This is a genomic window from Streptomyces solicamelliae, assembly GCF_045348655.1.
Taxonomy (GTDB): Bacteria; Actinomycetota; Actinomycetes; order Streptomycetales; family Streptomycetaceae; genus Streptomyces; species Streptomyces solicamelliae.
Map to the genome: position 1 here is coordinate 398,501 of NZ_CP160404.1, position 17,227 is coordinate 415,727.

Here is a 17,227-nt window from a genome sequence, read left to right on the forward strand (position 1 = left end):
GTCGTCAGACCGGCAGTAGACAGTAGGTGATGTGGGCCGCCAAGCCGCTCGTCGAGGACGGGTCCCGGCCTTCCGCAGCTCTCTACACCGTGGGCCCCTGCTGAACTCTCGGCAGGGGCCCGTGCTGCCTGGGTTCGGCGTTGCGTCGCCGGGCATCTGCTCGGGCATGCGAGCGAGTTCGTCAGGCGATATATCGACATCGCAGCCGCCTCCCCGCCGCCCACTTCGTGGCCGCTGACGGAGAACGTCGGGCCGCTCACCCTCCTCGGTGGCGGCCGCGTTCATCGTCGTTGTGCGGGACGCAGAGCGGACGCGGCCCCCGGTTGCGTCGTCGGTGGATGAGGCGCCACCGTTGTCGGTGCCGGATGACACCATCCGGGTATGAGTGGCGAATCATTTGACTGGCGCGAGTTCCTGGGACGGTGGCAGGCGGAATGGGTTCCGCGCGCTGACCAGGACACGGAGGGGGACGGAGGCGGGTACGAGGACGGCGAGTCGGCGCTCCTCCGCCCGGGCAGACCCGGGGCGGGCGAGGCGGCGATCGCAGCGGCCGAGGAGCGCCTGGGGCGACGGCTGCCGCTCTCGTACCGGGCGTTCCTGGCCGCGAGCGACGGGTGGCACGTCGACCAGACGGCCGGGATCTATCAGCTCGGCGGCACCTCGGACATCGACTGGTTCCACGATCCCTACGGCATGACCCGTCTGTACGAGGACGATCTGGGTGACAACCCGCGCGAGGAAGACGTTCTGCTGGCCGGGATGTGGCAACGGGCGCTACGGCTGGAGACGGATTCCGACATGTCCCATGCCCTGCTCGACCCGGGCGACACCGACCAGGACGGCGAGTGGGCGCTCTACGTCTACAAGGGCTGGAGTGGTGAACCGCCGCACCGCTACCCGTCGTTCCGTGCGTACATGGAAGCGATGTACCGCAGCTTCCACGCCGACCGGGTGGACATACCCGACTTCGTGAACGTGACCACGCGCGCCCAGGACGCCCACGTGGAGGAGGCCCGCCTGCTGGCCCTGCGCGGGCAGTACGAGGAGGCCGTGCCGCTGCTTGAGGAGGCGCTGTCCTTCGGAAGGCCGCGGAGCGCCGTCCTGCTCGGTCAGCTCCGACACCTGCTGGCTCCGGGCAGCGACCAGGGTTACGGCAACCTGGTGGCCGACCCGCGCTACCAGCCCGAGATTCTGCCCGTGGAGGCGATGACGCCGGCGCGCGACGAAGGGCGGCGGGGCGGGGACGAGCACTGGCTCGGGATGATGGCCGCCCGCGGGGCCGCACGGAGTACGGTCGAGACCGTACTGAGCACGATGCGGGACGGCACCCATCGCTACACGCCTCCCGGTCCATGGGGCGAAGCCGTCGCCGAGGCGCGCGAGTCGGCCCGCTGGGGCGCGAACGACGCCGCGTGGCGGGTGCTGCGGGATGCGCTCCCGTTGTGGGAGGCTCCGGGGCCCCTGCTCATCGCTCCGGTCGGTCTGCTCGCCGATCCGGTCCTGGGCTCGCTGATCACGCCGGAGCGTGGGCGGGAGATCCTCGCGACGCCACGGGCCGGGGAGACGGGCACAGCTCCCGAACCGGTTCCCGATCTCGACCCGCCGGGCCTCGCCTGGCTGACCGGGCCTGTCGCGAACGGGCAACCGCTCGACGGCTACCGCTGTATCTGGGTCGAAGGAATCGACCCGGCCTGCCTGCCCGCCCTGATCGGCGAAGAAGGCGCCGCCCTGAGCGCGCCGGTGCATCCGTGGAGGGCTTCCCGGCAGGCGCCGCAGCCCCACGAGCGGGAGGACATGGGACTCTGGGAGGACCGGGCCGTCGTCGCCGTCGGCCGCACCGCCGAGGCGTGGGCCTTCGCCTTCGACGGCCACTCCCACCGCTACCTGAACAACCTGTTCCTCTCCCCCGCCGCGGCCGCTTCCTCGTCCGGCCGCGCGGTGGTGGTGTGGTCCGGCCCGAGACGGTCGCGCCCCGATGACGCCCCGGCCGCATTCCACCTGTCCGTGGCCGAACATGGCAAGGAGCTCTACTCCTTCACCGTGCGGGGTACGGAGATCCAGCACTCCGGCGCGATACCCGAGGCCCTGGCCCCCGCACGACTGTTCCGCCCGGAGGACACTGAGCCGGACAACGAACTGCGTGCACTACAAGCCCTGCACACCGAACTCGGCCTCTCCCTCCCCCGCTTCGCACTGGCACAAGGCAGACTCCACACCTTCACCACCCGGTCCTGGACGCGGGCCCCACGCACGGGCGAGGGCTTCGCCTACGCCACCTTCGTACGGCACCGGTCCTGAACGCGGGCGGGACCTCATTTCAGCTGCCCGCCGCGTGCACTGCCAACCACCGCGGCGGGGCTCCGGGTGCTCGCCGAACACCGGGGCGAACACCCGCGTCCGCCAGGTCCTCGGCCAGCAGGCCGCCTTCCCCTTCGCGAGCCGGCGGCTCAGCGCCTGGGCGGACAGCATGCACGTGTCCTGCGGTGCCCGCCCGTGTGCCGCGCACCGTCAGCGTGCTCGGGATGAACATGGCCCCGGCCCGGGTGACGGGAGGTGGTGGCAGGATGGCGCGGTGTCAGATTCTCTCCCTGCGCTGTGGCTGCGTGGCGTCGCCTTCAATCCGGCGGCGCGGGGCGGGGCTGCTCGACGATCCCGACCCCGCGGTCCGTGCAGCGGCGCAGGACACCACGTGGGAGCTGGACCCTGAACAGGTGGAGGCCCGGCTGCCGACGTTCGGTTCGCACAGCCAGGGATCCGTGCTCGGCACGTGCGTGCTGTCCCCCGCGCTCATCGAGCAGTGCTTCGCGGACGGCACGGCGCTCTGCCTGACCTGGAACCCCCACACCCCGACCCATGCCGTCGCCCGGCTCGCCCGCCACCCCGACGCGAAGGTCCGCGCGATGGTCGCTGCCCGGCCCGACCTGGGAACTGACCTGGTCGCGGCGTTGAGGGAGGACCCGGACGACAGCGTGAGGATGCGCGCACGCCTCCACCCGTTCCCCCGCACCTGGAGCGAGTACCGGGTGCTCCGCCGAGTCATCGGGCACGGGCCGGACTGCACCTGCCCGATCACCTATCCCGGCACCGAGCCTGACCCCGAGCCCGACACCCAGCCGTCACGCGACTGGTTCGCCGCCTGCGCGGTGTCCGAGGAGCCAGGGCTCCGCCGGGTCGCGGCGAGCTGGTCCGGCCTGCCCGCGGAGCTCGTCGAGACGCTCGCCCAGGACGACGACGAGGAGGTACGGATCCGGCTGGCCTGCCACCACCCCCTGGCCCCGCCACGCCTCCTCCTGGACGTGTTCGTCACCCGCCCGGCCCACCGTCCGCACCTGCTGGCCCTGCCTGCGTTCCCCCGCACCGGTACGGCCCACCTCATCGACCACCCGGATCCGCAGGTGCGCGCCCTGGCCGCGGCCGACCCCGCCCTGACCGACCCGCCGGTGGATGACCCCGACGCGTCGGTGCGCCGGGCGGCCGCCGCCAACCCGAGCCTGAAACCCCACGCCCTGGAGGCCCTCCTCGCCGACCCGCGCACCGCGGAGGGCGCCGCGGCCAATCCGTCCCTCCCCGTCGCCCGCATGCACGCGCTCCTCGACCGCTGCATGAACGCCGACCCCACCCGTCGATCAGAGGCAGGGCGACCTCCGTCGGCCATCGGCTGACACCGTCACGCCGGACAGGCGTGTCAGGAGGCTGGGAGATCGTCGTCGTCCCACTTCCAGCCGGTTCGGGGGAACTGCTCCAGCAGGGCGGAGAGGGACGCCGCCTGGTGGATGGCGGATGACCAGTCCTCGGCGGAGATGTCGAGAGTCACGAGAGGTGGGGGGTCCTGGCGGAAGTCATAGGCAAGCAGCTCGCGGCTTCCGTCCCCACCGATCACGACGACACCGGGGAAGCGTTTCTGGAATTCGCCAGCCTCATTGTTGCCGATGACCTCGGCCGGCGAGTCGATCACCAGGAAGTCGTCAACGGGAGGGACGAACTGACTCAGACTCCCTGTGGTGCGCAGGAAGTTCCGGTAATCCTGCGGGAATCGGACTCCGAAGTGGTGCTCAACCTGCGCGATCTGGTCGTCGTCCGGACTCATGAGGCAGTTCTATCACGGTGTACCGTCGGCAGGCTGTCTGCCCCCGCCGACCGGCGGCTCAAGGGCAAGGCATGCTCATGTAGAGGGCTTGTTCACCCGATGAGGGTGTGCCGTCGTAGAGCGTCGTGTCCAGTCCGCAGAAGGTGAATCCCAACCGTCGGTAGGCATGGATCGCCGGGGCGTTGATGTTGGTGACTTCCAGCCAGAGGTGCCCGGCACCGGACTCCTGGGCGAACTCGACGGCGTGACCGATCAGGGTGCGGCCGATGCCCTGGCCCCGGTGCGCCGGAGCGATTTCGATGTCCTCGATGGCAAGCCGTCGGTTCCACGGAGCGTAGGAGACGGTGGCGAAGCCTGCCAGGCTGCCGTCGGTGGCGACCGCGACGAAGGTGCGGGTGTTCGGGTCCTCCTCGGCTGATGGGGAATCGGCCTCGTCGGTGGCCTCGGCCGGGAAGACCTTGTGAATGGGCGGGTCCACCGGGATCTCCTGGAGGGCGAAGCCATGCGCGCTGATGGCCACCTGGAAGATGGTGTGGGTGGTGAAGGACCCGTCGAGTGCGTCGATGGCCTCGGTGTCCTCAGGACGGGCAGTGCGGAACTCGTAGCCCGTGTCGTCAACCGTCGTCATGACATGAACCTATGCGTGCGCGGGAAGCACCTGAACTCAGGCCCCGGGAATGGCGGGTTCTGTCGGGGATCCGTACGGCCCGCCCTCACCTCGTCGAATCGCGTGAACGTCCACGACACCCTTCAGATGTGGGAAGTGAGACCGGAAACAGGGTCGTGGGAGATCAGCGACGGCATCCCCGGGTCATACCGGACGACCTCGCCGGTCAGCAGAGCCCGTCGTCGGCTGGCCGTCGCGACCTCGACCAGGAACCGCAGCACTGCGGCCACCCCCGCCCCGTCAAGGACGTCCTCGGGCCAGACAGAGAACTCGATCTCCTCCTCGTCGCAAGGCAGGGCGAAGAACCACACGGCACCGAAGCGGGCCCGGAAGGCGAAACTCGTCCCCCGGCCCTCCGGCTCGTCTGCCCAGACGCGGAAGAGATCGGCGACGGCGGGGCGCACGGGATCGAGCCAGGGGTAGGGATGCTCCACCTCGGTCTCGTCGGCTACAGCACGCAGACGTTCGAGCACCGCGATCCACTCGACGCGGGTCACGTCGAGGACCCGAATGTCCCGCAGGCTGCCATCGAGATGGAAGACATCGCACATCCACGGCTCGGGCAGGCAGCGCACGCGGGTCCCGTGCTCACCGGCGTGGACGTCCTCGTGCGTCGACTCGACCAGTCCCTCGCGTTCGTCTCCCACGGCACCAAGGTAAGCGGTCGCCACGGCAGGGAAGGACCCCTGCCAGGCCGCCGAGGAGCTTGGGGTGCCGTGGGGGTGCGGGCCCGATCCCCGGTTCGCCGCCGTACGGAAGGAAGCCGCGGCTCAGCGCTCGGGGCGGTACGTCGCGATGATCACGCCGCTGCTGGTCGGCCGGGCGCTCACCAGCTGCAGCTTCTTCAGGGTGGCGTCATCGGCGAACAGCTTCTTGCGGCCCTCGCCGGCCACCACCGGGTGGATCAGCAGCACGAGTTCGTCCAGCAGGTCCAGCTCCAGCAGCGAGCGCACCAGTGTCGGGCTGCCCGCGACGGTGATGTCCTTACCTTCGCCCGCCTTCAACTCGGCGACGGCGGTCGCCAGATCGCCCTTGATCAGGGTGCTGTTCGACCAGTCGTCGACGCTGTCCAGCGTCGAGGAGACGACGTACTTGGGTGACTCGTTGATCCACTTCGCGAAGCCGGCGTCCTCGCCGCTGGTCACCGTCGGCCAGTAACCGGCCCACTCGGTGAACGTCACGCGGCCCAGCAGGATCGTGTCGGCCGTCTCCAGCGTGTCGGCCAGCGCCGCGCCCATCTCCTCGTCGAACGCGAACTGCCACTCGTTCGGCGACTGGGCGACACCGTCGAGCGAGACGAACAGACCCGAGACAAGCTTGCGCATGATTCCTCCATGTTGAATCCGGGGCCTGCCGCCCGCCCCGGCCGGGGCGGGCCGAACCCCTCGGCCACATGAGGAACACTAGGCGGACGGCCAGGGGGAGGTCTTGTACAGAAGCGACAGCGGTTCGGTCGTGTCCGGCGTGCTCAGCTGCGTGGCCGTCCGCCCCACGTACCGCTTCAACGACCGCGCCAGATGCGGCTGGTCGAAGTACCCGAGCCGGTGCACGACCTCCTGGGCCGGCGCCCCTTCCTGGATCAGGATCGCCGCCTGGCGGGCGCGGTGGATCTGCCGGATGGCGCCCTGGGTCAGGCCGGTGGCGGCGACGAAGCGGCGCTGCAGGGTGCGGTCGGAGACGTCCGGGGTGGCGCCGCCGAGCACCGCGGGGACGACCGGGTCCTGGTCCACGATGCCCTCGCGCACCATCCGCAGCACGAACGCCTCGGCGTTGTCGTAGTCGGGAACGTGCCAGGCCGACCCCTTCAGCCACAGCGAACGCCGCGTCACATCAGGGATCGCCGCGTTGCCGCCCACCAGCCGGCTGACGGGGATGTGCGGCATCGACGTACCCAGCGCGAAACTGATGCCGAAGAAGACGGCCTCCTCGGGGACCGGGGCCTGGGACGCCTGCGCCTCCGGGCCCAGCACCGCCGCCTGCACCTCGCCCTGGTGCTCCCAGAACACCAGCTCCCAGTGCGAGGTCGCGACCGACATCATCCGGCTGACGCCGTCGTCGCTACGGCTGCGCCACACCCGCTCGATGTACGGCAGTTCCGACGGCCGACTCTCCATCGCCAGACCCAAACCGATTCCCCTCCCCCAGTCGCGCACGCAGTCCCTGGGCGCCAGTCTGACAGCTCCGTCAGACGGGCTGGATGCGGCGGTTGAGCAGGCAGAATTCGTTGCCTTCGGGGTCGACGAGGACGTGCCAGTTCTCGGTGCCGGTCTGGCCCACGTCGGCGGGGCGGGCGCCCAGGGCCAGGAGGCGTCGGAGTTCGGCGTCCTGGTCGCGGTCGGTGGGGTTGACGTCGATGTGGAGCGGGAGTTTGCCGGCGCGCGGGGTGGTGCTCGGGCTGAGGATGAGAGTGGGCTGCGGGCCTCCGAAGCCGGCGCCCGGCGGGCCGATCTCGATGCTTCCGTCGTCTTCGCGGCCCAGTTCGACGTAGCCCAGGACCTCGCACCAGAAGGCGGCGAGGCGTTCGGGGTCAGCGCAGTCCAGGATCAGTTCGCTGATGCGGCATGCCATGGGCGGCAGTTTAGGTGGTGCACCGTCAGCTGATCGTCTGATCGTCGCAAGGCGTCAGCTGATCGTCGTCCACGCCAGGGCGCCCCCCAAGTGGGCCCGGAAGGCGGGGTCCGCGTAGGACTCCTCCGTGTGGCCCAGGGCCGTGAAGAGGAAGCGACCGCCCAGGTTCTCGTGGCACCAGGCCAGGGGGTGGTCCGCGCCGTGCGTGCCGCCCTCGTACGTGGACTCGTCGGCGCGCAGCAGGACATGGGCGTCGGGGCGGCGCGGGTGGGCGGTGAAGTCGTACCACTCGTCCGTCCAGGGCCACTTCGCCGGCAACGCGGCGGTTGCGGGGTGCTTGGGGTCCTCCACGTGCACGACGCCCGGCTGCAGTGGTGGGTGGCCGGCGAAGCGGGTGCCCAGGAGGGCGCCGTAGAAGGGCCAGTCGGGCTCGGCGTTGGCGGCAGCGTGGACGGCGAGGAGGCCGCCGCCGGTCCGTACGTAGGACTCCAGGGCCGCGCGGGAGGGATCCGTGAGAACCGTGCCCGTGGTCGAGAGGAGGACCACGGTCGCGCAGCGCTCCAGGCGGGCGGGGGTGAGCGCCTCCGGGTCCTCCGTCTCCTCGACCCCGAAGCCCAGCCCGGCCGCCAGCTCGGTCAGCGCCGCCGCGCCCGCCGGGATGGAGTCGTGGCGGTATCCCGCGGTGCGGGTGTAGACGAGGATGTCGGGTGTCGTCGGCACGCGCGGTCGACCTCCTCTTCGGCCGTCGGGGCCGCTCCCTGGCGCAGTAAGCGCTTTCTCCGCACCCTAGTCAGCGATACTCGCGTGCCGCAAGGCTCCTCCGTCCGCCAGACTGCGTCGATGATCGTCTCGCCGCGCTCGCGCACCGCTCTCGCCCACGTCGCCGCCCGGTCCTCCGGTGCGCCCGTGGATCCCTCGCTCCGCGTCACGCTCAACTTCCATCCGCATTTCCTGGACCGGCTCGCCGAGGACGGCGTGTACCGCTCGCAGTTCGTGACCGGGACCGGTAACGGCGGGCTGACCGCGCGGCCCGGTGGGGACCGGTGGCGCTGGGAGAGTCGGATCTTCGGCGGCGCGTACGACGAGGCCCCGGCGCACGAGCGGCCGGTGTACGGGGCCCTGGACCACCGCCGTCGCCCCTTCGGGGCCGCCCCGCGGTTCGGCTCGGCGCATCTGCGGCTGACCTCGGACGCCCTCGCCCGCGGGACCTTCTGCTATCCGGACAGCTACCTGGAGCCCGGTGACTTCGGCGTCGCCGACCGCATGGCGCTGATCGCGCTCGCCGACGCGGACGACGCCGACCCGCTCGACGACTACATCGAGGCGCAGATCCACGGCCCGGTCGAGCTCGCCCGCGATGTGGAGGCGCTGGTCCTGGACCCGAGCCACCGCGGTACCGAGGTCGAGGCCGCGGCCCGCCTGCTGCCCTGCCCCGTCGAATGGCACGGCGGCTTCCGGCTCACCGTCGAGGAACTGCGCCGGCACCCCGAGTACCGGGGCCCGCGGTACGTGGAGCTGGGCGCCGCGCTCGCGGTCGGCGGGGTCCTGGACGCGCGGATCGTGCAGGAGGCGGCCGCGTCCGGTCGCCACGACCCGCAGGACGTGAAGAAGGTCTGGCACTGCCTGGCCCGTTTCGGGGCACCGGAGCACCACCCGGCCGCCGGAGCCTGAATCCTCGCGGGTCCGCCCCCCCAGGAGGCCCAAAGGCGGGCCGCCGAAGCGGTCCGCCCGGCGCGGCGATGAGTCTGCGGGCTCCCGCAGGTCTTATCTCTTGACGGAAAAACGGAAAGCCGAGACCGAGCAGCCGCTTCACAGGGAGTACGTCATGGGACTCATCTGCATCGAGATGTTCGCGACCCTCGATCTCGTCGCGCAGGCGCCGGGAGGCCCCGACGAGGACCCGGAGGGGTTCCCGTTCGGCGGCTGGCAGGCGCCGCTGCTGGACGAGGTCGCCGGGGCGCAGATCAGCGCCGCGTACGAGGGCACGGACGCCCTCCTCCTCGGCCGGCGGACGTACGACATCTTCGCCTCCTACTGGCCGCACCAGAAGGGCGGCGAGGACGGCGAGATCGCCGCGCTCTTCAACAGCATCCCGAAGTACGTGGCCTCGCGCGGCACGCCCGACCTCTCGTGGGCCGGGTCCAGGCAGCTCGGTCCGGACCTGCCCGGCGCGGTGCGAGAGATCCGTGACCGGCACGAGAACGTGAAGGTCGTCGGGAGCCTGAACCTCGTGCAGACCCTCCTGCGCGAGAAGCTCTTCGACCGGCTCGACCTCTGGCTGCACCCGATCATGCTCGGCGTCGGGAAGAAGGTGTTCGACGACGGCACGGTACCCACCAACGTCACGCTCCTCGCACCCCCGGCGGCGAGCCCGCAGGGCACCGTGTACCTCCGCTACGGGCTCGCCGACGGCACCCCGGCGACGGGCGACATGAGCGCGCCCGACCGCGGTGTCTCACGCGAGGGCTGACGCCCCCACCGCCGCGGAGTCTCCTTCCCGGAGCACCTTCGGCATGCCGTCCACCAGCACCACCACCTCGGCCACGGCTCCGTCCGCGGAGCGTCCCACCCAGACGGGGTAGGTGCCGTCGCCGGTCGTCGCGAAGGCGACGAGTTCGCCGCCGGACGCCTCGTCGCGCGTACGCAGGAGGTACATGGAGTCGGATATGTCCTCCCCGACGTCCGGCTCCCCCTCGACGAGGTGCCGTTCGAAACGACGGTGCAGCTCGCGCCACGCCCCGGCGTCGGCGAAGCATCCGGTCGCACCGTCGGTGCCGAAGCCGAAGACCTCGTCCTCGCCGAGGAGCCTGGGGTCGTCGTCCGGACCGAGGCCCAGCTCCCACGACACGGCGGGAGTCTCGCCGATGCGCACCCGGACCGCCGTCGTGTCCGTACGGGTCACCCAGCCCCGGCTCCACTCGCAGTCGTAGCCGAAGTGGACCCGCGCCTCGTCGAGGACGTACTCCCCGGGCGGGACGGGGACGGTGACGGCAGGCCCGTCGCCGGGAGGAAAGTCCGGGCCGGAGACGGCGAGCAGGCCGCTCGGTAGGCGCAGTGTGCCTATGCGGCGCGGTTCCACGACGGTCATCTCCGGGTGGTACCCGTCGGTCACGACCGCCCCGGGCCGGAACAGCGCGCCGAGCGAACCCGGCTGCGCCGGGCGCGGCGGTCGCCAGCAGGTGGCGGGGGCCTCGGACCCGTCGTCCGAGGTGTCCGCCACGCCGGGGGCGAGCGCCGCCGCCCGGAACGTCAACGGCTGCGGCAGCCCCTCGTGACGGGCGGCACCCACCGACCACTCGGACCAGGCGTCGAACCCGGGGCGGGCGTGCCAACGCTCCACGTCGGCGCCGGGCACCGTGCCGTACGTCGGCCCGCGGTCGCCCTGGGGCTGCCGCGTGACCGATCCCCTTCCGTCCGGGAACAGCTCCATCTCGGACCGCGGGCACGCCTCGTCGAACTCGGCCATGTCCGGCCCGGTGTACCGCCACGTACGGACACGTCGGACGAGCAGCCGGCTCGGATCGTCCAGCAGCCGCAGGTCCGACTCGTCGGTGCGGCGCCCCTGCTCGTCGTAGACCCACACGCCGACGTAGTGGTCGCGCCAGGAGACCAGCCGCACCTCGAGCGGCACGTCACGTCCCGCGATCCGGTACACCACGACGTACGGCAGCCCCGCGGCGTCTCTCTCCCGCGCCGCCTCGACGGTCAGAGGCCGCCACAGCGCGCGGGCCTCGGGATCCCACGCCCGCGCGCACGCCACCTCGACGACCGCCCCCGGTCCCCGAACCCCGCCCATACGGCCACCCTCCACTCCGTTCGAACCTGATGACCACAGTAGACAGAGCCACTGACACGCCCTCACCTCGCGTGGTTAACATACATACATGCATGTACGTAAAGAGCAGACGTCCGCCGCCGGGGCCGACTCCGCGCCACGTCGCACCGGGCAGGCCGAGCGCAGGGCCCAGAGCCGGGCCGCGCTGCTGGAGTCCGCCGCCCGTGGCCTGTCCCGGTACGGCTACGGCAATCTCGTACTGGAGCAGGTGGCCCGCTCCGCCGGGTACACCCGGGGCGCCCTCTACCACCAGTTCAAGGACAAGCAGGAGCTGACGCTCGCCGCTCTCGAGTGGGTGCTGGCCACCTGGGAGGAGGAGGTGGGCGTCCTCGTCGAGCGTGAACGGGAGCCCGTCGCGGCGCTGTTGGCCATGGCGCGCGGCCATGCCGTCTTCTGCCGGCGCGACATCGCCCGCATGGCGATGGCGCTGCGGCTGGAACTCGGCGGACAGGACCACCCCGTGGGGCGCGCCGTGGAGGAGGCGTACGCCGCGCTGGTCGCGGACTGCCGCCGCCTCGTCGAGGCCGGGCGCGCGACGGGGGCGGTCCCGCCGGGGCCGCCGGCCGACACGCTCGCGCTCGCCTTCGTCGGAGCCCTCGAAGGAGCGGTCGCCGCCCTGGCTGGCCGGGCGCCGCAGGACGCACTGCTCGCCGAGCGCGTCGCCGTCGGTGTGCTCGGGATCCGCCCGCTCCACCCCGACAGCCTCGGCACCCCCGACAGCCCCAACCCCGACAGCCCCGACAAGGTCCACAGCACCGGCCGGACGGAGAACCGCTCATGAGGATCGACCCGACCGCGTACCTGTCGCGCCCGTGGCGCGCGCACGAGGTCGCCCCGGACTTCCGGGTCGAGGACGTCTGGGCCCTGCCCACGCCCGGCGGCCCGCACGACTTTCCCCTGCTGGTGGACTGGTTCACCCGGGACGACGGCCCCAACCCCTTCTCCGGCGTCTCCCGCCTGCTGTTCACGTTACGGCTGTGGTTGGGCCGAATCCTGGGCCTGGACCGGAGCGGAGCGGGTCTCGGCTCACGGGTGCCGTCGCTCCGTACGCGGCTGCCGCGGAGCCTGCGCGAGAGCCCCCGCGGACCCGACATGCCCTCGCTGCCGTTCAGCTCGGTCTACCGCACCGACACGGAATGGGCGGCCGAGAGCGCCAACCGCACCGTGCACACGGTGCTGCACCTCGGCTGGGTCCCCGACGGAAACGGCGGCCATCGCGGGGAGATGACCGTCCTCGTGAAGCCGAACGGCCTGCTCGGCCGCGTCTACATGGCGGCCGTCGCCCCCTTCCGCCTCCTGATCGTGTATCCGGCGCTCATGCGCGTGATCGGGAAGGAGTGGCGGGCGGGCGGCGCGACGCCGACGGTCCGTCAACTGCACGACATACCAGCGGAGATCCGCGCGCTCGCGCCGGTCGGGTCTGGGTACGCCGACCTCTTCACGCTCACCGCACCCGGGGTCTCGGAGAGTGCGCCGGAGCAGTGGGCGCGTGCCCTCTTCGAGGAAGTGGCGGGCCGTCAGGGCCAGTTCGTCTGGCGGGTGCTGCTCGGGCTCCGGCTGCGCCGGAGCGCGTCACCGGACGTCGTGGCCGGATGGCGGGTCGTCGAGCGCGGCGACGGGTCGATCCGGCTCGAGGCCCGGTCCTGGATGCTGACCGGCAGTCTCGTGGTCGGCGTGGACGGTGACCGGGTGTCCCTGGCGACGGCGGTCCGTTACGACCGCCCGGTCGGGGCCCGCGTCTGGGCACCGCTGGCCGCGGTGCACCGCCGGCTGGCTCCCGGTCTGCTGCACGACGCGTACCGGATGCTGCACCCGGTGCCGTCCCGCTGACGCGCGGCGGGGGCCCCTGACGCGTGCCGGAGGCCGGGCGCCGGGCGGCTCCGTGCCGGAGGCTGGGCGCCGGGCGGCACGATCCGTTGTCGCATCGGATACAGACCTGTATCTTCTGGCACGCCGTGCCCCTCGCCCCCGTCCTCTGGAGCGCCCATGAGCACCGTGCCCGCCGCACTCGCCGCCGCCGTCGGTCCCCTGCCGGAGGGGGTGATCCTGCCGCTGCCGCCGACGTTCGAGAGCGTCGAGGCGGAGCGGCAGTACCGGAAGGAGCAACTTGCCGCCGGGTTCCGGCTGTTCGGGAGGTTCGGGTTCTCCGAGGGCGTCGCGGGGCACATCACGGTGCGCGACCCGGAGGATCCGGACGCCTTCTGGGTCAATCCCTTCGGGATGGCCTTCGCCCAGATCAAGGCGTCCGACCTGATCCTCGTCGACCACGACGGCACCGTCCTGCAGGGCCGTCGGCCGGTGAACCGGGCCGCGTTCGTCATCCACTCCCAGGTGCACGCGGCCCGGCCGGACGCGATCGCCGCCGCGCACTCGCACTCCCTGCACGGCAAGGCGTTCTCCAGCCTCGGCATACCGCTGGACCCGATCACCCAGGACGCCTGCGCGTTCTACGAGGACCACGGGATCTACGACGACTACCGCGGTGTCGTCAACGAGCTGGACGAGGGCGCGCGGGTCGCCAAGGCGCTCGGCGCGTACAAGGCCGTGATCCTGAAGAACCACGGGCTGCTGACGGTCGGTCAGTCTGTCGCGGAGGCGGTCTGGTGGTTCGTCACCATGGAGCGTTCCTGCCAGGCCCAGCTGCTGGCCATGGCGGCCGGTACGCCGCAGCTCATCGACCGGGAGACCGCCCTCGTCACCCGGGGACAGCTCGGCAGCCCGCTCGCGGGCTGGTTCCAGGCGCAACCGCTGATGGATCAGATCACGGCGTCCGACCCGGATCTGTTCGACTGACGTCGGCGGCGGCCGGGACGGTCAGGGCGGCGAGCAGCGGGGGCAGGAAGTCCTTCTCCAGTGCGCCCGGCGGGAGTTCGTCCGGTTCGACGTAGCTCTGCGCCAGTCCGCCCTCGCGCAGCGCCACGAGCAGCCGGGCGAACCGGTCGGCGTCCACGGTGAGTACGCGGCCGGCGCGGCGCAGCACGGACGTCAGGCCGCGGGCGAGCTCCGCCCGCAGCCGGGCGTCGTGCCGGGCCAGCACCCATGCGGCCTGCCGGTCCCGGATCGCGTACAGCGTGAACTCGGTGGTGACCAGGTACCAGTCCCGCTCGTCCGGCTCGATCCGCGCGGCGAGCGCGGCCAGGCCCTCCAGCGTGAAGTCCTCGGGCTCCAGCTCGTCCACGGCCTGCGCAAGGCGGGCGACCGTCCGCTCGCTGTGCTCGTCGAACAGCGCGAGGAACAGCTCGTCCTTGCTGCTGAAGTTCGAGTAGAACGCGCCGCGGGTGAACCCGGCGCGCTCGCAGATCTGCTCGATGGAGGTGGCGTGGTAGCCCTGCTCGGCGAAGGTCTCCAGCGCCGCCTTCAGCAGCGCGGCGCGCGTGCGGGGCCGTCGCCCCGTGATCCCCTTCGGCACCGTGTCCTCCTCCTGTCCCCCGCCCGTGTCCGCCGGGGCGGCGGCCCACGATACCGGGGACGCCGGCGGGCTCTCCCAGGCACGGTCCGCACCCGCCGGATAAAATTCACGCATGGGAGAGCGGCCCGTCGTGCCCGCCGCGCCCGAGCTCGTCCTCGAGATCGACGGGGACGCGACTGTGATGAGTCCGAGCCGGGAGTACCGCATCGGGCGCGACCCCACCAGCGACATCGTGCTCGCCGACGCCCGCGCGTCGTGGCACCACGCCCTGCTGCGGGCGGAGGGCGACCACTGGACGCTGTGGGACGAGGACAGCACGAACGGCACGTACGCGGCCGGACGGCGCGTCCGCACGGCCAGCGACGTCGGGCCGGGCACGGTGATCCGCTTCGGCCATCCGGACGACGGGCCCCGCGCGATCCTGTCCGGACACCGGCCGGCACCCCCGCCGCCCCCGGCCCCGGAGCCCGCACCGGCGGAGGCGCCACCCCCGGCAGCGGCGCAACCGGAGCCGGTTCCGACGGAGCCGGTACTGCCGGAGGCCGTCCCACCGGAGCCCCAGCCACCGGAGCCGTACGCGCCGCCGCCCCCTGAGCCGTACACTCCCGAGCCCGCGGCCGGCCCCGCGGCCGCCCCGCCCCGCCCCTCCTCCGTCTCGCATCCCGCCGCGACCGGCACCTTCCGGCAGCCGACCTCCATCCGGCCGCTGCCGACCCGCACCGTGCGGATCGGGCGCGGGCCGGACAACGACCTCGTGGTCGACGACCTCGTCGTCTCGCGCCGCCACGCCGAGCTGCGCGCGCACCCGGACGGCACGTACTGGATCTACGACGTCGGGAGCCACAACGGGACGTACCTCAACGGCCGGCCCGTCGTCCGCGCCCGCGTCACGCCCGCCGACATCGTCGGCATCGGCCACTCGGCGTTCTGCCTGATCGGCGACAAGCTCGTCGAGTTCACCGACACCGGCGAGGTCTCCCTCGACGTGCAGGAACTGGCCGTCACCGTCGACCAGGGGCGCAAGACCCTGCTCGACGACGTGTCGTTCCCGGTCGGCCAGAAGACCCTGCTCGCCGTCGTCGGCCCCAGCGGCGCGGGCAAGTCGACGCTGCTCAACGCGCTGACCGGGCAACGGCCCGCCGACCGGGGCACCGTGCTGTACGACGGCCGCGACCTGTACCGCGACTACGCCGAGCTGCGCCAGCGCATCGGGCTCGTCCCGCAGGACGACATCCTGCACCTGCAGCTGACCGTGCGCCGGGCCCTCACGTACGCCGCCGAACTGCGCTTCCCCGAGGACACCGCGCGCGACGAACGGCGCGCCCGGGTCGAGGAGGTGATCACCGAGCTGGGTCTGGAACAGCGAGCCGACCAGCACATCCACAGTCTGTCGGGCGGGCAGCGCAAGCGGGTCAGCGTCGCGCTCGAACTGCTGACGAAGCCGTCGCTGCTGTTCCTGGACGAGCCGACGTCCGGTCTCGACCCCGGCATGGACCGGTCCGTGATGCACATGCTGCGCGGGCTCGCGGACGACGGCCGCACCGTCATCGTGGTCACGCACAGCGTGCTCAGCCTCGACGTCTGCGACCGGCTGCTCGTGCTGGCGCCCGGCGGCCGGATCGCGTATTACGGGCCGCCCGGTGACACGCTCGGCTTCTTCGGCTACGACGAGTGGCCGGAGGCGTTCGAGGCCTTCGAGACCGAGCGGGAGCGGGACTGGGCCCGGCAGTACCGGAACTCGCGGTTCCACCGGCAGTACGTCGCGGACGCGATGGAGCGGCCGCAGCTGCCCGCTGGGGTGCCGGAGGAAGCGGCCGCCGCGCCGCCCGAACCGCCGCCGAAGGCGCAGAGCTGGGGCGCGCAGCTCCGGACGCTGGTCCGCCGCTACGCCGCCGCGCTCAGCGCCGACCGGACGTTCCTGGTCGTGATGGTGGCGCTGCCGTTCGTCATGGGCGCGATGGCGCGGGCGCTGTCGGAGGGCAGTCTCGGGCCCGAGTCGACGATGAACGTACTGCTCATCCTGTGCGTGGGCGGTGTTCTGACCGGCGCGGCGAACGCGGTGCGGGAGCTGGTGAAGGAGCGGACCATCTACCGCCGGGAGAGAGCCGTCGGCCTCTCGCGTTCCGCGTATCTGATGTCGAAGGTCGTCGTGCTGGGCACGGTGACGGTGGTGCAGGCGGTGGTCCTGACGCTGGTCGCCCTGGTCGGGGTGCCGCTGAACGTGCCGGACGGCAAGGGCGTGCTGATGCCGCCGCTGCTGGAGCTGACGCTGGCCGTGGCGCTGCTGTCGTTCACGGCGATGATGCTGGGACTGTTCGTCTCCGCCCTCGTCCGCAAGGAGGAGGTGACCATGCCGCTGCTCGTCCTGATCGCCATCGTGCAGGTGGTGTTCTGCGGCGGGCTGCTGACCGTGCACGGCACGGCGGTGGTGGAGCAGCTGGCGTGGCTGGTGCCGTCGCGGTGGGCGTTCGCGGCGATGGGAGCGACCGTCGACATCGGGGCGATCGCGCCGAACGAGAAGACCACGGATCCGCTGATGGACCACACCGCCTCGGCCTGGCTGTTCGACATGGGGATGCTGGTGGTGCTGTGCGTCGTCCTCGGCTTCCTGGTGGCCCGGCTGCTGCGGCGGCACGAACCGGTGATCATGCGAAAGTAGGC

Annotated in this window: 17 protein-coding genes; 8 read left to right on the forward strand and 9 right to left on the reverse strand. The window is 71.9% G+C overall.

What is annotated here, in order from left to right; genetic code table 11:
- Nucleotides 1–381 precede the first annotated feature (381 nt).
- Entirely contained in the window at nt 382–2,298 is a 1,917-nt protein-coding gene (locus ABZO31_RS01945; protein ID WP_406859065.1) for an SMI1/KNR4 family protein, read from the forward strand.
- 305 nt (nt 2,299–2,603) lie between these two features.
- Nucleotides 2,604–3,662 carry a hypothetical protein gene (locus ABZO31_RS01950; protein ID WP_406859066.1) on the forward strand — a complete coding sequence of 353 codons (1,059 nt, stop codon included), beginning with the start codon at nt 2,604–2,606 and terminating at the stop codon, nt 3,660–3,662.
- Between the two features lie 23 nt (nt 3,663–3,685).
- Here ABZO31_RS01950 and ABZO31_RS01955 read toward each other — a convergent pair whose 3' ends face one another.
- From ABZO31_RS01955 to ABZO31_RS01985, 7 genes are all read right to left on the reverse strand, one after another.
- Nucleotides 3,686–4,087, reverse strand: coding sequence for an SMI1/KNR4 family protein (locus ABZO31_RS01955; RefSeq protein ID WP_406859067.1), 402 nt, complete (start codon nt 4,085–4,087; stop codon nt 3,686–3,688).
- Nucleotides 4,088–4,145: 58 nt separating this feature from the next.
- Nucleotides 4,146–4,715, reverse strand: a complete 570-nt coding sequence (locus ABZO31_RS01960) for a GNAT family N-acetyltransferase (RefSeq protein WP_406859068.1) — start codon at nt 4,713–4,715, stop codon at nt 4,146–4,148.
- A gap of 122 nt (nt 4,716–4,837) precedes the next feature.
- Entirely contained in the window at nt 4,838–5,425 is a 588-nt protein-coding gene (locus tag ABZO31_RS01965; RefSeq protein WP_406859069.1) for a hypothetical protein, read from the reverse strand.
- 99 nt (nt 5,426–5,524) lie between these two features.
- A complete protein-coding gene (locus ABZO31_RS01970) occupies nt 5,525–6,079 on the reverse strand; it encodes a dihydrofolate reductase family protein (protein ID WP_406859070.1) in 555 nt (184 codons plus the stop codon).
- A 78-nt stretch (nt 6,080–6,157) separates the two neighbouring features.
- A complete protein-coding gene (locus ABZO31_RS01975; RefSeq protein ID WP_406859071.1) occupies nt 6,158–6,868 on the reverse strand; it encodes a helix-turn-helix transcriptional regulator in 711 nt (236 codons plus the stop codon).
- Nucleotides 6,869–6,938: 70 nt separating this feature from the next.
- The gene (locus ABZO31_RS01980) at nt 6,939–7,322 is read right to left on the reverse strand and encodes a VOC family protein (protein WP_406859072.1); all 384 of its coding nucleotides are present in this window, start codon (nt 7,320–7,322) and stop codon (nt 6,939–6,941) included.
- 54 nt (nt 7,323–7,376) lie between these two features.
- Nucleotides 7,377–8,042, reverse strand: coding sequence for a ThuA domain-containing protein (locus tag ABZO31_RS01985; RefSeq protein WP_406859073.1), 666 nt, complete (start codon nt 8,040–8,042; stop codon nt 7,377–7,379).
- Nucleotides 8,043–8,162: 120 nt separating this feature from the next.
- Between ABZO31_RS01985 and ABZO31_RS01990 the strand changes: the two genes are divergently transcribed.
- Both ABZO31_RS01990 and ABZO31_RS01995 read left to right on the forward strand, forming a co-directional pair.
- Nucleotides 8,163–8,993 (forward strand): DUF3626 domain-containing protein, encoded by an 831-nt coding sequence (locus tag ABZO31_RS01990; protein ID WP_406859074.1) that lies wholly within the window; start codon nt 8,163–8,165, stop codon nt 8,991–8,993.
- A gap of 154 nt (nt 8,994–9,147) precedes the next feature.
- Entirely contained in the window at nt 9,148–9,792 is a 645-nt protein-coding gene (locus ABZO31_RS01995; protein WP_406859075.1) for a dihydrofolate reductase family protein, read from the forward strand.
- On the opposite strand, the gene ABZO31_RS02000 is transcribed toward ABZO31_RS01995, so the two are convergent.
- Nucleotides 9,778–11,118, reverse strand: coding sequence for a DUF4241 domain-containing protein (locus tag ABZO31_RS02000; RefSeq protein WP_406859076.1), 1,341 nt, complete (start codon nt 11,116–11,118; stop codon nt 9,778–9,780). The genes ABZO31_RS01995 and ABZO31_RS02000 overlap by 15 nt on opposite strands.
- A gap of 88 nt (nt 11,119–11,206) precedes the next feature.
- Here ABZO31_RS02000 and ABZO31_RS02005 point away from each other — a divergent pair, with 88 nt between their 5' ends.
- The 3 genes from ABZO31_RS02005 (at nt 11,207) to ABZO31_RS02015 (ending at nt 13,950) form a co-directional block, all read left to right on the forward strand.
- Nucleotides 11,207–11,938 carry a TetR/AcrR family transcriptional regulator gene (locus ABZO31_RS02005; RefSeq protein WP_406859077.1) on the forward strand — a complete coding sequence of 244 codons (732 nt, stop codon included), beginning with the start codon at nt 11,207–11,209 and terminating at the stop codon, nt 11,936–11,938.
- The gene (locus ABZO31_RS02010) at nt 11,935–12,987 is read left to right on the forward strand and encodes a DUF2867 domain-containing protein (protein ID WP_406859078.1); all 1,053 of its coding nucleotides are present in this window, start codon (nt 11,935–11,937) and stop codon (nt 12,985–12,987) included. Before ABZO31_RS02005 ends, ABZO31_RS02010 begins: the two co-directional genes overlap by 4 nt.
- A 156-nt stretch (nt 12,988–13,143) precedes the next feature.
- Nucleotides 13,144–13,950 carry a class II aldolase/adducin family protein gene (locus tag ABZO31_RS02015; protein WP_406859079.1) on the forward strand — a complete coding sequence of 269 codons (807 nt, stop codon included), beginning with the start codon at nt 13,144–13,146 and terminating at the stop codon, nt 13,948–13,950.
- On the opposite strand, the gene ABZO31_RS02020 is transcribed toward ABZO31_RS02015, so the two are convergent.
- A complete protein-coding gene (locus ABZO31_RS02020) occupies nt 13,919–14,566 on the reverse strand; it encodes a TetR/AcrR family transcriptional regulator (RefSeq protein ID WP_406859080.1) in 648 nt (215 codons plus the stop codon). The two genes, ABZO31_RS02015 and ABZO31_RS02020, sit on opposite strands and share 32 nt — an antisense overlap.
- Nucleotides 14,567–14,678: 112 nt before the next feature.
- On the opposite strand from ABZO31_RS02020, the gene ABZO31_RS02025 reads away from it, so the two are divergent.
- Nucleotides 14,679–17,225: an FHA domain-containing protein gene (locus ABZO31_RS02025; protein WP_406859081.1), complete on the forward strand. Its 2,547-nt coding sequence runs from the start codon at nt 14,679–14,681 to the stop codon at nt 17,223–17,225.
- The last annotated feature ends 2 nt before the right edge of the window (nt 17,226–17,227 follow it).

Excerpts from the sequence above, each read along its gene's own strand:
- ABZO31_RS01945 (WP_406859065.1), top strand. The coding sequence starts at position 382 with ATGAGTGGCGAATCATTTGACTGGCGCGAGTTCCTGGGACGGTGGCAG.
- ABZO31_RS01955 (WP_406859067.1), bottom strand. The coding sequence starts at position 4,087 with ATGAGTCCGGACGACGACCAGATCGCGCAGGTTGAGCACCACTTCGGA.
- ABZO31_RS01960 (WP_406859068.1), bottom strand. The coding sequence starts at position 4,715 with ATGACGACGGTTGACGACACGGGCTACGAGTTCCGCACTGCCCGTCCT.
- ABZO31_RS01970 (WP_406859070.1), bottom strand. The coding sequence starts at position 6,079 with ATGCGCAAGCTTGTCTCGGGTCTGTTCGTCTCGCTCGACGGTGTCGCC.
- ABZO31_RS01975 (WP_406859071.1), bottom strand. The coding sequence starts at position 6,868 with ATGGAGAGTCGGCCGTCGGAACTGCCGTACATCGAGCGGGTGTGGCGC.
- ABZO31_RS01980 (WP_406859072.1), bottom strand. The coding sequence starts at position 7,322 with ATGGCATGCCGCATCAGCGAACTGATCCTGGACTGCGCTGACCCCGAA.
- ABZO31_RS01990 (WP_406859074.1), top strand. The coding sequence starts at position 8,163 with ATGATCGTCTCGCCGCGCTCGCGCACCGCTCTCGCCCACGTCGCCGCC.
- ABZO31_RS01995 (WP_406859075.1), top strand. The coding sequence starts at position 9,148 with ATGGGACTCATCTGCATCGAGATGTTCGCGACCCTCGATCTCGTCGCG.
- ABZO31_RS02000 (WP_406859076.1), bottom strand. The coding sequence starts at position 11,118 with ATGGGCGGGGTTCGGGGACCGGGGGCGGTCGTCGAGGTGGCGTGCGCG.
- ABZO31_RS02005 (WP_406859077.1), top strand. The coding sequence starts at position 11,207 with ATGCATGTACGTAAAGAGCAGACGTCCGCCGCCGGGGCCGACTCCGCG.
- ABZO31_RS02010 (WP_406859078.1), top strand. The coding sequence starts at position 11,935 with ATGAGGATCGACCCGACCGCGTACCTGTCGCGCCCGTGGCGCGCGCAC.
- ABZO31_RS02015 (WP_406859079.1), top strand. The coding sequence starts at position 13,144 with ATGAGCACCGTGCCCGCCGCACTCGCCGCCGCCGTCGGTCCCCTGCCG.
- ABZO31_RS02025 (WP_406859081.1), top strand. The coding sequence starts at position 14,679 with ATGGGAGAGCGGCCCGTCGTGCCCGCCGCGCCCGAGCTCGTCCTCGAG.